This is a genomic window from Marinomonas arctica (assembly GCF_003259225.1).
GTDB lineage: Bacteria > Pseudomonadota > Gammaproteobacteria > Pseudomonadales > Marinomonadaceae > Marinomonas > Marinomonas arctica.
In genome coordinates this window covers 25,513-38,868 of sequence record NZ_QHJF01000032.1, presented here as the reverse complement: position 1 = coordinate 38,868, position 13,356 = coordinate 25,513, and the positions used below count along the sequence as shown (strand labels likewise).

Below are 13,356 nucleotides of genomic sequence, written 5' to 3'. Positions count from 1 at the left end.
TTATTCCCCTACCACTTTAACCATGTAATAAACTTTATTAACCATACCGCGTACAGAAGGAGTATCTTCCAACTGACGAGTTTGGCCAACTTTACGCAAACCCAAGCCTTTAACAGTTTCACGGTGCTTTGGAAGACGACCGATCGGGCTGCGGGTTAGTTGAACTGTGATGGTATTATTCGCCATAACACATTACCCCAAAATTTGATCGACTGACTTACCGCGTTTAGCCGCGATTTGCTCAGGTGCTTTCATATCCTGCAAACCTTTGATCGTAGCGCGAACTACGTTTACTGGGTTTGTAGAACCGTAACATTTTGCCAACACGTTGTGAACGCCAGCGATTTCTAGAACCGCACGCATTGCACCACCGGCAATGATACCAGTACCTTGAGACGCAGGCTGCATGTAAACATTAGACGCACCATGATTTGCTTTAACTGGATACTGAAGCGTATCACCATCAAGCTTAACAGAAATCATGTTACGACGAGCTTGTTCCATAGCTTTTTGAATAGCTTGAGGAACTTCACGTGCTTTACCGCGACCGAAGCCAACCTTACCTTTACCATCACCAACGACTGTCAAAGCTGTGAAAGAGAAGATACGACCACCCTTCACTACTTTAGCAACGCGGTTTACTTGTACTAGCTTCTCTTGGAGGTCGCTAGTTTGTTGATCATTAACTGCCATTTGCTACCCCTTAGAACTCTAGACCGGCTTCACGTGCAGCGTCAGCAAGAACCTGAACGCGACCATGATATTTGAAGCCAGAACGGTCAAAAGCGACCGAAGTGACACCTGCTTCTTTAGCGCGAGCAGCAATCAAAGTACCGACTTCTTTAGCCGCTGCTTTGTTACCAGTCGCTGAGCCACGAAGAGCCTCTTCAAGTGTAGAAGCGCTTGCTAGCACTTTGCTACCACAAGGAGAAATCACTTGAGCATACATATGGCGTGGTGTGCGATGTACAGTAAGACGATTCGCACCTAAGTCACGAATATGCAAACGAGCACGACGTGCACGACGAATCCGAGATTGTTTTTTAGTGTTCATGAATGCCTACCTACTTCTTCTTAGCTTCTTTACGACGAATAATCTCGTCAGCATAGCGAACACCTTTGCCTTTGTATGGCTCTGGTGGACGGAAACCGCGAACTTCTGCAGCAACCTGACCAACGGCTTGTTTATCAACGCCACGGATCACGATTTCTGTTTGAGAAGCACATTCAGCTGTTATGCCTTCAGGTAGTTCGTAATCAACTGGGTGAGAAAAACCCAGAGATAGGTTAAGCACGTTGCCTTTCAGCGCAGCACGGTAACCAACACCTTGAAGAAGCAATCTTTTCTCGAAACCTTGGCTAACACCAACAACCATGTTGTTAACCAATGCACGAGTTGTACCAGCTAAGGCACGGCTTTGTTTTGCACCATCGCGCGCAGCGAAGGTAATAACATTTTCTTCTTTAGACACTTGTACGCTTGTGTGAACATTAAACTCTAAAGAACCTTTACCGCCTTTAACAACGACAGTTTGTCCATTTAGGGTCAAATCTACACCACTAGGAAGCGTCACGGGACTATTAGCAACTCGAGACATACTAACTCCTAGAATACTGTGCAGATTACTTCGCCACCGATACCAGCAGCACGAGCTGCACGGTCTGTCATCACACCTTTAGAGGTAGAGATGATTGCAACACCAAGACCAGCTTCTACTTTAGGTAGAGTCGCTGTGCCTTTGTATTGACGCAAACTTGGACGAGATGCGCGTTTGATTTGTTCGATAACTGGCTTACCTTCGTAGTATTTCAACTCGATTGTAAGCGTTGGTTTCACCGCTGCATCTACAGAGAAGTCACCTACGTAACCTTCTTCGCGTAGAACCGCAGCAATCGATGCCTTCATTTTTGATGAAGGCATACTCACAGAAGACTTTGCAGCCATCTGAGCATTACGAATACGTGTGAACATATCCGCAAGGGTATCTTGCATACTCATTTAAGAGCTCCTAATTTAAAAACCATTGTGCAGCAAATAGAGCTCGCGCATAGTACACAGCAGCGAGCAGAATGTCCAGTATTTAGACACCCCACTCACTGCCATGTATTATGATCGCGCTCTACTTGCTTACCAACTAGCTTTCTTCAAGCCTGGTACGTCACCGCGCATCGCTGCTTCACGCAGTTTGATACGAGACAGACCGAAGCGACGGTATACACCGTGCGGACGACCTGTAATTTGGCAACGATTACGCTGGCGAGAAGAAGATGAATCGCGTGGAAGCGCTTGCAATTTAAGCGTTGCTTCCCACTTTTCATCGTCCGATGCATTAACGTCGCTAATGATCGCTTTTAGAGCTGCACGCTTTTCAGCGAACTTAGCTACTAATTTGGTACGTTTTGCTTCGCGCTGAATCATTGATACTTTAGCCATGATTCCTACCTCTTATTTCTTGAAAGGGAAACTAAAGGCGGCTAGCAAAGCACGACCTTCTTCGTCGGTACGAGCAGTCGTTGTAATGGTAATATCCATACCACGTACACGGTCCACTTTATCGTAGTCGATTTCAGGGAAGATGATTTGCTCTTTAACACCCATACTGTAGTTACCGCGACCATCGAAAGACTTAGGATTAAGTCCACGGAAGTCACGAATACGTGGGATAGCTACATCAACCAAACGGTCAAAGAAATCCCACATACGGTCGCCACGTAGCGTTACTTTACAACCGATCGGGTAACCGTCACGGATTTTAAAGCCTGCTACTGATTTACGAGCCTTAGTTACTACTACTTTCTGGCCGCTAAGTGCTTGAAGATCATTTACCGCATGCTCAAGAAGTTTCTTGTCTGCGATAGCTTCACCAACACCCATATTTAAAGTGATTTTAGTGATTTTAGGCACTTCCATCACGTTTTTGTAACCAAACTCTTCTGTAAGTTTTGCTACAACTTGATCTTTATAAACTTGCTTAAGTCTCGCCATGGCTATAATTCTCGCTCTTAGGCGTCGATCGCTTCACTATTTGATTTAAAAACACGCACTTTCGTACCGTCTTCGTTCAATTTAAAGCCGACGCGATCCGCTTTACCCGTAGCACTGTTAAAAATGGCTACATTGGAAACCTGGATAGGTGCTTCTTGTTCAACGATACCACCAGTTGAACCCTTCATAGGGTTTGGTTTCTCGTGTTTCTTAACAGTATTAATGCCAGAAACTAGAACTCGGTTTTCGTCTACTACCTTAACAACTTTACCGCGCTTGCCTTTGTCTTTGCCAGCAATCACGATAACTTCGTCGTTACGTTTGATTTTACGCATAATGTCCCCTCTCCCTCTTACAGCACTTCAGGTGCAAGAGAAACAATTTTCATGAACTGCTCTGTACGCAATTCACGTGTTACAGGGCCAAAGATACGAGTACCAATAGGCTGTCCTGAAGCATTCAATAGAACCGCAGAGTTTACATCAAAACGGATTACTGAGCCATCAGAACGACGAACACCTTTCTTAGTTCTAACGACAACTGCGTTAAGAACCTGCCCTTTTTTAACACGACCACGAGGGATCGCTTCTTTCACTGTGACCTTAATAATGTCACCGATAGCAGCATAACGACGATGTGAGCCACCCAGTACTTTAATACACTGAACACGCTTTGCGCCGCTGTTATCTGCAACATCAAGCATCGATTCTGTTTGAATCATTTCTGCTCTCCAATCAAATTAGATAACAAGTCTCACGAAGGAAGGAGCAGCTTATACAGCTGCTGCTTTCTCAACAACTTGAACCAGATTCCAAGTCTTAGACTTAGAGTAAGGACGTGTTTCCACAACCTTAACGATATCACCGATCTGACATTCATTGTTTTCATCATGAGCGTGTAATTTAGTCGAACGACGGACAAACTTACCGTATAAAGGGTGTTTCTCTGTACGCTCAACTAGTACCGTAATGGTTTTATCCATCTTGTCGCTAACTACTTTACCAGTAGCGGTACGCGCTTTTGTTTCTGCCATCTTAGTTACCTGCCTTATCATTTAGCACGGTTTTAACACGTGCGATATTGCGGCGAACTTGCGAGAGCAAATGAGTTTGCGCTAACTGACCAGTGGCTTTCTGCATACGCAGAGTAAATTGCTCACGTAGCAGTTCAATCAAGGTCGCTTGTAGCTCAGCTACAGACTTTTCTTGCATTTCTTTTGCTTTCATCTACATCACCGTACGCGTTACGAAAGTTGTGGACAGAGGAAGCTTAGCTGCAGCTAACGCAAACGCTTCGCGTGCTAACTGCTCTGAAACGCCCTCAACTTCATAAAGCATTTTTCCAGGTTGGATCTGCGCAACCCAGTATTCTACGCTACCCTTACCTTTACCCTGACGAACCTCAAGAGGCTTCTGAGTAATCGGCTTATCAGGGAACACACGAATCCAGATTCTACCGCCACGTTTGATGTGACGAGTCATTGCACGACGCGCCGCTTCAATTTGACGAGCAGTAAGACGACCACGTTCAGTGGACTTCAATCCGAATTCACCAAAGCTAACTTGGTTTCCGCGAAGAGCAAGACCGCGGTTACGGCCTTTTTGCATCTTACGGAACTTAGTACGTTTCGGTTGTAACATGACTTACCCCCTACTTAGACTTCTTCTTTTGTGCGCCTTTGTCAGCTCGCACTTGTTCAATACCGCCCAAGATTTCGCCTTTGAAGATCCACACTTTAACACCAATGATGCCGTAAGTTGTAGCTGCTTCATAAGTAGCGTAGTCAATGTCAGCGCGTAGAGTGTGTAGAGGCACACGGCCTTCACGGTACCACTCAGCACGTGCAATTTCTGCACCGCCTAAACGACCACTTACCTGAACCTTGATCCCTTTTGCGCCTGCACGCATAGCATTTTGTACTGCGCGCTTCATAGCACGACGGAACATAACGCGACGCTCAAGTTGGCTTGCAATATTTTGCGCAACCAATTTCGCATCCATTTCAGGCTTACGAATTTCTTCGATGTTAATGTGGACAGGTACGCCCATCATTTCAGAAACTGCATTACGTAGTTTCTCAACATCTTCGCCTTTCTTACCAATCACGATACCCGGACGGGCAGTGTGAATTGTAATGCGGGCTGTCTGAGCAGGACGCTGAATCTCGATACGAGAAACAGAAGCCTGAACCAATTTTTTCTCCAAGTACTCACGAACTCGAAGATCATTTAATAACAGCTTAGAGTAGTTTTGATTATTCGCATACCAAGTAGAAGTATGATCTTTAACTATCCCTAGGCGTATACCAGTTGGATGAACCTTCTGACCCATTGGGTTTCTCCTAATTAGTCAGCGACTTTAACTGTAATATGGCAACCGCGTTTTAGAATACGGTCAGCACGGCCTTTGGCACGTGGCATAATACGTTTCAGAGTCATTGCCTCATCAACGTAAGCCGTAGACACACGCAAGTCATCTACATCAGCACCTTCGTTATGCTCAGCGTTAGCTATAGCAGACTCTAGTACTTTCTTGACAATTACTGCCGCCTTTTTAGGACTGAACGTTAAAATGTTCAGTGCTTCGCTAACAGATTTGCCGCGGATTTGATCTACAACCAAACGGGCCTTCTGCGCTGAGAGGCGAGCACCCTTCAATGAAGCGCTTACTTCACTCATGTTAATACCCCTTATTACCGTTTGGCTTTCTTGTCCGCAGCATGACCACGATATGTACGGGTCGGAGCGAACTCACCCAATTTATGACCGACCATATCTTCAGTTACTAGAACTGGAACATGCTGGCGACCATTATGGACAGCGATAGTCAACCCTACAAAATCAGGGAAGATAGTAGAACGGCGTGACCAAGTTTTAATTGGACGACGATCATTTTTCTCTACCGCAGCCTCTACCTTTTTCAACAAATGAAGGTCGATAAAAGGACCTTTTTTTAGTGAACGTGGCACAGTCGTTTCCTCTTATTACTTAGTACGGCGACGTACAATAAGTTTATCAGTACGCTTGTTGCTGCGCGTTTTGTACCCTTTAGTAGGCACACCCCATGGCGTAACTGGGTGACGACCACCTTTGCTACGACCTTCACCACCACCATGTGGGTGATCCACTGGGTTCATCGCCGCACCGCGAACGGTAGGACGAACACCACGCCAACGCGTAGCACCAGCTTTACCAAGAACTCGTAAGCTATGCTCAGAGTTTGATACTTCACCTAAAGTAGCGCGACATTCTGTCAATACTTTACGCATTTCACCTGAACGTAGGCGAAGAGTAACGTAACGACCTTCACGAGCAACTAGCTGAGCAGAAGCACCAGCGGAACGCGCAACTTGTGCACCCTTACCTGGCTTAAGCTCGACACAGTGTACGGTACTACCAACTGGAATATTTTGCAGAGGCAAAGTATTACCTGATTTGATAGGCGCATCTGCACCACTAAAAACAACATTGCCAGCAACCATACCTTTGGAAGCGATAATGTAACGACGCTCACCATCAGCATATCTAATCAATGCAATATTTGCAGAACGGTTTGGATCATATTCCAAACGCTCAACTACCGCAGAAATCCCATCTTTGTTACGACGGAAATCAACCATACGGTAATGCTGCTTATGACCACCACCTACGTGACGCGTAGTGATGCGTCCGTTATTGTTACGTCCACCAGATTTGCTTTTTGTGTCTAGCAAAGGTGCATATGGCGCGCCTTTGTGCAAATCGTTGTTGGTAACTTTAACAACGTGACGACGGCCTGCAGACGTTGGCTTACTTTTAACAACAGCCATTGACCTATCTCCCCTTATTCAGCGACCATGAAATCAATGTCTTGACCTTCAGCCAAACGTACATACGCTTTTTTCACGTCTTTACGTTTACCTAGACCACGAACTGTACGCTTTGTTTTACCTTTATGGTTCAACGTGCGAACAGACTCAACTTTGACTTCAAAAAGCGCTTCGATAGCTTGTTTGATTTCAGGTTTCGTTGCATCACCAGTTACGCGAAAAACATACTGACCATTGCCTTCGGCTACGATCGTTGCTTTTTCGGAAATGTGCGGACCCAACAGAACTTTATAAATACGTTCGCCGATCATGCTAGTGCCTCCTCAACTTGTTTCAGAGCACCAACTGTCACCAACACTTTGTCGTAAGCAATCAAGCTAACAGGGTCGATAGACGCTGCATCACGTACATCTACGTTAGGAATGTTGCGAGCCGCTAAGAATAAATTGTCATCTAATTGATCAGAAACAATCAAAGCGTTCTCAATATTCAATTCTGCCATTTTTGCTATGAAGAGCTTAGTTTTTGGAGCTTCCAATTTAAGTTCTTCAACAACAACAAGACGGTCTTGACGTACAAGTTCAGACCAGATGGTGCGCATTGCTGCACGGTACATCTTCTTGTTCACTTTCTGAGAGTGATCTTGTGGTTTAGCAGCGAAAGTAACACCACCAGAGCGCCATAGAGGGCTACGGATAGTACCTGCGCGTGCACGACCAGAACCTTTTTGTTTCCAAGGTTTGCGTCCACCACCTGCTACTTCAGAGCGTGTCTTCTGTGCACGTGAGCCTTGACGAGCGCCTGCCAAGTAAGATGTAACTACTTGGTGAACCAACGCTTCGTTATATTCACGAGCAAAGGCTACATCAGAAACTTCAACAGTTCCTTCAGCGCCTGTTAGATTCAAGTTCATTGTCTACCCCTCTTAGCGAGCTTTAACAGCTGATTGAAGAATAACATCACCATTTACTGCACCAGGTACGGCACCTTTCACAAGGATAAGGTTACGTTCTGTGTCTACACGAACCACTTCTAGTGATTGCGTAGTGACTTGTGCAGCACCCATATGGCCAGCCATCTTCTTGCCTTTCCAAACACGACCAGGTGTTTGACATTGGCCGATAGAACCAGGTGCACGGTGAGACAATGAGTTACCATGTGTAGCATCTTGCGTACGGAAATTGTGACGCTTAATGGCACCTTGAAACCCTTTACCCTTTGATTGACCAGTTACATCAACCATTTGGATAGATTCGAAATCAGCAACAGTTAGCTCATCACCAACATTGATTTCTTTTTCATCACCAGACAGGCGGAACTCCCACAAACCACGACCTGCTTCAACATTCGCTTTTGCATAATGACCCGCAGCAGCTTTGTTAACGCGGCTCGAACGGCGAGAACCTACAGTCACTTGAACAGCTTGGTAGCCGTCAGTTTCTGCTGTTTTCACCTGAGTAACGCGGTTCGGTTCAACCTCGATGACGGTTACTGGCACGGATACACCCTCTTCAGTGAAGATACGTGTCATTCCGGCTTTGCGTCCGACTAATTGAATAGCCATTTTTTACCTCATTTGCCAGTTGTGTATGGGGCTATCACCCGCTACGGCTGATCATTCCAGATCATTCCACTATTGTGCATATAGCCGACTGATAACCAGCCGGTTGTCGCACCCCAAACTTTGAGCTATTAACCCAAAGAAATTTGTACTTCCACGCCTGCCGCAAGATCTAACTTCATTAGCGCATCAACTGTTTTTTCAGTTGGCTCAACAATGTCTAGAACACGTTTGTGTGTACGGATTTCATACTGATCACGCGCATCTTTGTTTACGTGTGGAGAAATCAATACTGTATAACGCTCTTTGCGAGTAGGAAGTGGAATCGGTCCACGCACTTGCGCACCTGTACGTTTCGCTGTGTCCACAATTTCTTGTGTTGAAGCATCGATCAGACGGTGATCAAACGCTTTCAGACGAATACGGATTTTTTGGCTTTGCATTTCCAACTCCAAATACAATGTTTTAATGACTTAACTGTACATTTATTAAGCCACAATCCTTTTTTAAGGACGGCGAATATTAGCCATTCAAAAACTGGTTGTCAAGTAACCAATTTCTGAACAAACAAAATAAACCATAAAATAAAAAGGCCACCCGATATGCGAGTGGCCTTTTCCAAATCAAAGTAAGCAGATATTACTATCTAATTACTTAAGGATTTTAGCTACAACACCGGCACCAACTGTACGACCACCTTCACGAATCGCGAAACGTAGACCTTCGTCCATCGCGATTGGGTGAATTAGTTCAACAGTCATTTGAATGTTATCACCAGGCATAACCATTTCTACGCCTTCTGGAAGAGAGCATGCACCAGTTACGTCAGTTGTACGGAAGTAGAACTGTGGGCGGTAACCTTTGAAGAATGGAGTGTGACGACCACCTTCATCTTTACCCAACACATACACTTCTGCTTCAAACGTAGTGTGAGGAGTGATTGAACCAGGCTTAGCCAATACTTGACCACGCTGAACGTCTTCACGCTTAGTACCACGCAGAAGAATACCACAGTTCTCACCAGCACGACCTTCGTCAAGAAGCTTACGGAACATCTCAACACCAGTACAAGTAGTCTTGATAGTATTCACGATACCAACAATTTCAACTTCTTCTTGGATCTTGATGATACCGCGCTCAACACGACCAGTAACAACTGTACCACGACCTTGGATAGAGAATACGTCCTCGATAGGCATCAAGAATGCACCGTCGATAGCACGCTCTGGCTCAGGAATGTAAGAATCTAGTGTTTCAACTAGTTTACGAACAGCCGTTGTACCCATTTCGTTGTCGTCTTCGCCTTTCAACGCCATTAGCGCAGAACCTGGGATGATTGGAGTATCATCACCTGGGAAGTCGTATTCAGATAGAAGGTCACGCAATTCCATCTCAACCAATTCTAGCATCTCTGCGTATTCTTCAGAATCCGCACCACCACAGTCTTCAGCCAACAAGTCAGACTTGTTCAAGAAAACAACGATGTAAGGAACACCTACTTGACGAGAAAGAAGGATGTGTTCACGAGTCTGAGGCATTGGGCCGTCAGTCGCACCACAAACTAGGATCGCGCCGTCCATTTGAGCAGCACCAGTGATCATGTTTTTAACATAATCGGCGTGTCCAGGACAATCTACGTGCGCATAGTGGCGAACTGGAGAATCGTACTCTACGTGAGAAGTAGAGATTGTGATACCACGCTCACGCTCTTCAGGAGCATTATCGATACCGTCAAAAGCAACGGCTGTACCGCCATATACTTCTGCACATACACGAGTCAATGCTGCTGTTAGTGTTGTTTTACCATGGTCAACGTGACCGATAGTGCCAACGTTAACGTGTGGTTTATTACGTTCGAATTTACTCTTTGCCATGATACATACACCTTAAGAATTAGTAAGTATGATGATTAATCTTCATTTTTGATGATCGCGTCTGCCACACTAGCCGGTGCTTCAGCGTATTTCTCAAACTCCATTGCATAACTTGCACGCCCTTGCGACAAGCTACGCACGTCAGTTGCATATCCGAACATCTCCCCGAGAGGAACTTCAGCACGAATAATTTTCCCTGACGGGGAATCGTCCATCCCCTGAACAAGACCACGACGACGATTCAGGTCACCCATCACATCACCCATGTATTCTTCAGGAGTTACAACTTCCACTTTCATTACAGGTTCAAGAACGCAAGGATCAGCATCTACCGCTCCTTTTCTTAGCCCCTGAGAAGCTGCAATTTTAAAGGCCATTTCGTTAGAGTCAACATCATGGAATGAACCATCGATCAGTACAACCTTGATACCCAATAATGGGTAACCAGCGATTACACCATTCTTCATTTGCTCTGAAACACCCTTTTCTACTGCAGGGATGTATTCTTTAGGAATAGCACCACCAACAATCTCGTTAACGAACTCAAGCCCATCTTTTTCAGTTGGGATTAGCTTCATTACGACGTGACCGTATTGACCACGACCACCGGATTGACGCACAAACTTGTGATTAACCACCACTTCTTTGCGAATTTTCTCCCGGTAGGAAACCTGAGGCTTACCAATGTTAGCCTCCACCTTAAACTCACGACGCATACGGTCAACAAGAATATCAAGGTGCAGTTCACCCATACCAGAAATAATAGTTTGCCCCGTCTCTTCATGCGTCTCCACACGGAAAGAAGGGTCTTCTTGCGCCAATTTACCTAACGCAACAGCCATTTTATCTTGATCCGCTTGAGATTTAGGCTCAACCGCAACAGAGATAACTGGCTCAGGAAACTCCATACGCTCTAACACAACAACATCATTCATATCACAAAGAGTATCACCCGTAGTTGCAAACTTCATACCTACGAGAGCAGCAATATCACCCGCTAAAACCTCTTTGATCTCTTCACGATTATTTGCATGCATCTGTACCATTCTACCGATACGCTCACGCTTCTGCTTAACAGAGTTATAAACCGCATCACCAGAACGCAACACACCTGAATACACACGAATAAATGTCAATGTGCCCACAAATGGATCCGTTGCGATCTTAAAAGCCAATGACGAAAAAGGATCTTCATCATTTGCCACTCGAGTCACAACCGTTTCACCATCTTCAAGCGTCCCCTCAATCGCTTTTACTTCAAGCGGAGAAGGTAAATATTCAACAACCGCATCCAAAACAGCCTGAACACCTTTGTTTTTAAAGGCCGAACCACACGTAACCAAGACAATCTCATTGGACAACGTACGAATTCGCAAGCCGCTTTTAATCTCATCAACAGATAATTCACCTTCTTCAAGGTACTTATCCATCAATTCATCATTCGCTTCCGCTGCGGCCTCCACCATCTGCTCACGCCACTCTAACGCTTCATCAAGCAAATCTTCAGGAATTTCCTCTAAAGAGAAAGTCATCCCCTGATCTTCTTCATTCCACATTATTGTTTTCATTAAGACTAAATCAATGACGCCTTTAAAATCTTCTTCAGCACCAATGTTAATCTGAATGGGAACAGCATTTGCCCCGAGTCGCGTTTTTAACTGACGCACGACCGAAAAGAAATTAGCACCCGTACGATCCATCTTATTAACAAAGACCATACGAGGCACTTCATACTTATTCGCCTGACGCCAAACCGTCTCAGTTTGAGGCTGCACACCCGAAGAACCACAAAGCACAACAACAGCACCATCTAGAACACGCAAAGAACGCTCTACTTCGATAGTAAAGTCTACGTGCCCAGGTGTATCAATAATATTAATACGGTGCTCTTCAAACTGCTTGTTCATTCCACTCCAGAAGCACGTTGTTGCCGCTGAAGTTATCGTGATACCACGCTCTTGCTCCTGCTCCATCCAATCCATGGTGGCGGCACCATCGTGCACTTCACCAATTTTATGAGACAGACCAGTGTAAAAAAGAACGCGTTCAGTTGTCGTCGTCTTACCTGCATCAACATGCGCACAAATACCGATATTACGGTAGCGGTTGATAGGGGTTTTACGTGCCACTGTGTATCCTTCTCTGGATGATTAGAAACGGTAGTGAGAGAATGCTTTGTTAGCTTCTGCCATGCGATGAACGTCTTCACGTTTCTTAACAGCAGAACCTTTGTTTTCGGCAGCATCTAAGATTTCGCCTGCAAGACGTAGAGCCATGGATTTTTCACCACGCTTACGAGAAGCATCAACCAACCAACGCATAGACAATGCTGCGCGGCGAGCAGGACGTACTTCAACAGGAACTTGGTAAGTAGCACCACCAACACGGCGAGATTTAACCTCAACCATTGGCTGGATAGATTCTAGTGCTTTTTCGAAGATAGCCATCGGCTCTTCTGTTTTAGCGCGTGTTGCAACAGTGTTCAACGCATTGTAAACAATGCTTTCTGCTACAGATTTTTTACCACTAACCATTACATGGTTAATAAATTTAGCGAGAAGTTGGCTTCCGTGTTTAGGATCCGGAAGGATTTCACGCTTAGCGACGACACGTCTTCTAGGCATATCTACATCCTCTTCAGGTTCGCCCGAGACAATTTAATTATTGCTCGGCCTTACTGTATTAAAAAATTATGTCTAAACGATGAATTAAGTAGCTTTTGCTTACTTAGGACGTTTAGTACCGTATTTAGAACGGCCTTGCTTACGTTTTTGTACGCCTGAAGTATCCAAGCTACCACGTACTGTGTGGTAACGAACACCAGGAAGGTCTTTTACACGACCGCCACGAATCAGCACGACGCTGTGTTCTTGCAGGTTGTGACCTTCACCACCGATGTAGGAAGTAACTTCGAAGCCGTTGGTCAAGCGAACACGACATACTTTACGCAAAGCCGAGTTAGGCTTCTTAGGAGTAGTAGTATATACGCGAGTGCAGACACCGCGGCGTTGCGGACAAGCTTGTAACGCAGGAACGTCACTCTTTGCCACTTTACGTTTACGTGGTTTACGAACCAACTGGTTAACGGTTGCCATTAGACAAGCTCCACAAATCCAATTCTTATGAC

General features: G+C 45.3%; 24 protein-coding genes. All 24 read right to left on the bottom strand.

The features are described 5' to 3' along the window. On the bottom strand, positions 1-186 hold the full coding sequence (rpmD, locus tag DK187_RS17600) for a 50S ribosomal protein L30 (protein ID WP_111608639.1): 186 nt from the start codon (positions 184-186) through the stop codon (positions 1-3). Positions 187-192: 6 nt separating this feature from the next. Continuing rightward, entirely contained in the window at positions 193-693 is a 501-nt protein-coding gene (gene rpsE, locus DK187_RS17595) for a 30S ribosomal protein S5 (RefSeq protein WP_111608638.1), read from the bottom strand. Positions 694-703: 10 nt separating this feature from the next. Next, the gene (gene rplR, locus DK187_RS17590) at positions 704-1,054 is read right to left on the bottom strand and encodes a 50S ribosomal protein L18 (RefSeq protein ID WP_111608637.1); all 351 of its coding nucleotides are present in this window, start codon (positions 1,052-1,054) and stop codon (positions 704-706) included. Positions 1,055-1,064: 10 nt separating this feature from the next. Further along, positions 1,065-1,598, bottom strand: coding sequence for a 50S ribosomal protein L6 (gene rplF, locus DK187_RS17585; protein WP_111608636.1), 534 nt, complete (start codon positions 1,596-1,598; stop codon positions 1,065-1,067). An 8-nt stretch (positions 1,599-1,606) separates the two neighbouring features. Then, complete coding sequence (gene rpsH, locus DK187_RS17580; RefSeq protein ID WP_111608635.1) at positions 1,607-1,999, bottom strand: 30S ribosomal protein S8; 393 nt, start codon at positions 1,997-1,999, stop codon at positions 1,607-1,609. 129 nt (positions 2,000-2,128) lie between these two features. Further along, the gene (rpsN, locus tag DK187_RS17575; RefSeq protein ID WP_012071923.1) at positions 2,129-2,434 is read right to left on the bottom strand and encodes a 30S ribosomal protein S14; all 306 of its coding nucleotides are present in this window, start codon (positions 2,432-2,434) and stop codon (positions 2,129-2,131) included. Between the two features lie 12 nt (positions 2,435-2,446). Next, positions 2,447-2,986: a 50S ribosomal protein L5 gene (gene rplE / locus DK187_RS17570; RefSeq protein ID WP_111608634.1), complete on the bottom strand. Its 540-nt coding sequence runs from the start codon at positions 2,984-2,986 to the stop codon at positions 2,447-2,449. 17 nt (positions 2,987-3,003) lie between these two features. Beyond that, positions 3,004-3,321: a 50S ribosomal protein L24 gene (rplX, locus tag DK187_RS17565; RefSeq protein WP_111608633.1), complete on the bottom strand. Its 318-nt coding sequence runs from the start codon at positions 3,319-3,321 to the stop codon at positions 3,004-3,006. Positions 3,322-3,338: 17 nt separating this feature from the next. Further along, entirely contained in the window at positions 3,339-3,707 is a 369-nt protein-coding gene (gene rplN, locus DK187_RS17560; protein WP_067020125.1) for a 50S ribosomal protein L14, read from the bottom strand. Between the two features lie 51 nt (positions 3,708-3,758). Next, positions 3,759-4,019: a 30S ribosomal protein S17 gene (gene rpsQ / locus DK187_RS17555; protein WP_111608632.1), complete on the bottom strand. Its 261-nt coding sequence runs from the start codon at positions 4,017-4,019 to the stop codon at positions 3,759-3,761. A gap of 1 nt (position 4,020) precedes the next feature. After that, positions 4,021-4,212: a 50S ribosomal protein L29 gene (gene rpmC, locus DK187_RS17550; RefSeq protein ID WP_012071928.1), complete on the bottom strand. Its 192-nt coding sequence runs from the start codon at positions 4,210-4,212 to the stop codon at positions 4,021-4,023. Continuing rightward, the gene (gene rplP / locus DK187_RS17545; protein ID WP_012071929.1) at positions 4,213-4,626 is read right to left on the bottom strand and encodes a 50S ribosomal protein L16; all 414 of its coding nucleotides are present in this window, start codon (positions 4,624-4,626) and stop codon (positions 4,213-4,215) included. Between the two features lie 10 nt (positions 4,627-4,636). After that, the gene (gene rpsC / locus DK187_RS17540; protein ID WP_111608631.1) at positions 4,637-5,317 is read right to left on the bottom strand and encodes a 30S ribosomal protein S3; all 681 of its coding nucleotides are present in this window, start codon (positions 5,315-5,317) and stop codon (positions 4,637-4,639) included. Between the two features lie 14 nt (positions 5,318-5,331). Further along, positions 5,332-5,664, bottom strand: a complete 333-nt coding sequence (rplV, locus tag DK187_RS17535) for a 50S ribosomal protein L22 (protein ID WP_110577367.1) — start codon at positions 5,662-5,664, stop codon at positions 5,332-5,334. A gap of 14 nt (positions 5,665-5,678) precedes the next feature. Beyond that, positions 5,679-5,954, bottom strand: a complete 276-nt coding sequence (gene rpsS / locus DK187_RS17530; RefSeq protein WP_012071932.1) for a 30S ribosomal protein S19 — start codon at positions 5,952-5,954, stop codon at positions 5,679-5,681. Between the two features lie 15 nt (positions 5,955-5,969). Further along, complete coding sequence (rplB, locus tag DK187_RS17525) at positions 5,970-6,794, bottom strand: 50S ribosomal protein L2 (RefSeq protein ID WP_111608630.1); 825 nt, start codon at positions 6,792-6,794, stop codon at positions 5,970-5,972. 14 nt (positions 6,795-6,808) lie between these two features. Further along, positions 6,809-7,105 (bottom strand): 50S ribosomal protein L23, encoded by a 297-nt coding sequence (gene rplW, locus DK187_RS17520; protein ID WP_012071934.1) that lies wholly within the window; start codon positions 7,103-7,105, stop codon positions 6,809-6,811. Beyond that, complete coding sequence (gene rplD / locus DK187_RS17515; RefSeq protein ID WP_111608629.1) at positions 7,102-7,707, bottom strand: 50S ribosomal protein L4; 606 nt, start codon at positions 7,705-7,707, stop codon at positions 7,102-7,104. The genes rplW and rplD overlap by 4 nt, the downstream gene beginning before the upstream one ends. 12 nt (positions 7,708-7,719) lie before the next feature. Continuing rightward, positions 7,720-8,358, bottom strand: a complete 639-nt coding sequence (gene rplC, locus DK187_RS17510; RefSeq protein WP_111608628.1) for a 50S ribosomal protein L3 — start codon at positions 8,356-8,358, stop codon at positions 7,720-7,722. A 128-nt stretch (positions 8,359-8,486) separates the two neighbouring features. Continuing rightward, positions 8,487-8,798 carry a 30S ribosomal protein S10 gene (rpsJ, locus tag DK187_RS17505; RefSeq protein ID WP_012071937.1) on the bottom strand — a complete coding sequence of 104 codons (312 nt, stop codon included), beginning with the start codon at positions 8,796-8,798 and terminating at the stop codon, positions 8,487-8,489. A 207-nt stretch (positions 8,799-9,005) separates the two neighbouring features. Next, positions 9,006-10,229, bottom strand: coding sequence for an elongation factor Tu (gene tuf, locus DK187_RS17500; protein ID WP_111608627.1), 1,224 nt, complete (start codon positions 10,227-10,229; stop codon positions 9,006-9,008). Between the two features lie 35 nt (positions 10,230-10,264). Further along, positions 10,265-12,358, bottom strand: coding sequence for an elongation factor G (gene fusA / locus DK187_RS17495; protein WP_111608626.1), 2,094 nt, complete (start codon positions 12,356-12,358; stop codon positions 10,265-10,267). Positions 12,359-12,379: 21 nt separating this feature from the next. Beyond that, positions 12,380-12,853 carry a 30S ribosomal protein S7 gene (gene rpsG / locus DK187_RS17490; protein WP_111608625.1) on the bottom strand — a complete coding sequence of 158 codons (474 nt, stop codon included), beginning with the start codon at positions 12,851-12,853 and terminating at the stop codon, positions 12,380-12,382. 99 nt (positions 12,854-12,952) lie between these two features. Then, positions 12,953-13,324, bottom strand: a complete 372-nt coding sequence (rpsL, locus tag DK187_RS17485) for a 30S ribosomal protein S12 (protein ID WP_111608624.1) — start codon at positions 13,322-13,324, stop codon at positions 12,953-12,955. Positions 13,325-13,356 lie beyond the last annotated feature (32 nt).

Excerpts from the sequence above, each read along its gene's own strand:
- rpmD (WP_111608639.1), bottom strand. The coding sequence starts at position 186 with ATGGCGAATAATACCATCACAGTTCAACTAACCCGCAGCCCGATCGGT.
- rpmC (WP_012071928.1), bottom strand. The coding sequence starts at position 4,212 with ATGAAAGCAAAAGAAATGCAAGAAAAGTCTGTAGCTGAGCTACAAGCG.
- rplP (WP_012071929.1), bottom strand. The coding sequence starts at position 4,626 with ATGTTACAACCGAAACGTACTAAGTTCCGTAAGATGCAAAAAGGCCGT.
- rplC (WP_111608628.1), bottom strand. The coding sequence starts at position 8,358 with ATGGCTATTCAATTAGTCGGACGCAAAGCCGGAATGACACGTATCTTC.
- rplE (WP_111608634.1), bottom strand. The coding sequence starts at position 2,986 with ATGGCGAGACTTAAGCAAGTTTATAAAGATCAAGTTGTAGCAAAACTT.
- rpsJ (WP_012071937.1), bottom strand. The coding sequence starts at position 8,798 with ATGCAAAGCCAAAAAATCCGTATTCGTCTGAAAGCGTTTGATCACCGT.
- rplW (WP_012071934.1), bottom strand. The coding sequence starts at position 7,105 with ATGATCGGCGAACGTATTTATAAAGTTCTGTTGGGTCCGCACATTTCC.
- rplR (WP_111608637.1), bottom strand. The coding sequence starts at position 1,054 with ATGAACACTAAAAAACAATCTCGGATTCGTCGTGCACGTCGTGCTCGT.
- rpsC (WP_111608631.1), bottom strand. The coding sequence starts at position 5,317 with ATGGGTCAGAAGGTTCATCCAACTGGTATACGCCTAGGGATAGTTAAA.
- rplX (WP_111608633.1), bottom strand. The coding sequence starts at position 3,321 with ATGCGTAAAATCAAACGTAACGACGAAGTTATCGTGATTGCTGGCAAA.
- rplN (WP_067020125.1), bottom strand. The coding sequence starts at position 3,707 with ATGATTCAAACAGAATCGATGCTTGATGTTGCAGATAACAGCGGCGCA.
- rplV (WP_110577367.1), bottom strand. The coding sequence starts at position 5,664 with ATGAGTGAAGTAAGCGCTTCATTGAAGGGTGCTCGCCTCTCAGCGCAG.
- rpsL (WP_111608624.1), bottom strand. The coding sequence starts at position 13,324 with ATGGCAACCGTTAACCAGTTGGTTCGTAAACCACGTAAACGTAAAGTG.
- tuf (WP_111608627.1), bottom strand. The coding sequence starts at position 10,229 with ATGGCAAAGAGTAAATTCGAACGTAATAAACCACACGTTAACGTTGGC.
- rpsN (WP_012071923.1), bottom strand. The coding sequence starts at position 2,434 with ATGGCTAAAGTATCAATGATTCAGCGCGAAGCAAAACGTACCAAATTA.
- rplD (WP_111608629.1), bottom strand. The coding sequence starts at position 7,707 with ATGAACTTGAATCTAACAGGCGCTGAAGGAACTGTTGAAGTTTCTGAT.
- rpsE (WP_111608638.1), bottom strand. The coding sequence starts at position 693 with ATGGCAGTTAATGATCAACAAACTAGCGACCTCCAAGAGAAGCTAGTA.
- rpsG (WP_111608625.1), bottom strand. The coding sequence starts at position 12,853 with ATGCCTAGAAGACGTGTCGTCGCTAAGCGTGAAATCCTTCCGGATCCT.
- rplB (WP_111608630.1), bottom strand. The coding sequence starts at position 6,794 with ATGGCTGTTGTTAAAAGTAAGCCAACGTCTGCAGGCCGTCGTCACGTT.
- rpsH (WP_111608635.1), bottom strand. The coding sequence starts at position 1,999 with ATGAGTATGCAAGATACCCTTGCGGATATGTTCACACGTATTCGTAAT.
- rplF (WP_111608636.1), bottom strand. The coding sequence starts at position 1,598 with ATGTCTCGAGTTGCTAATAGTCCCGTGACGCTTCCTAGTGGTGTAGAT.
- rpsQ (WP_111608632.1), bottom strand. The coding sequence starts at position 4,019 with ATGGCAGAAACAAAAGCGCGTACCGCTACTGGTAAAGTAGTTAGCGAC.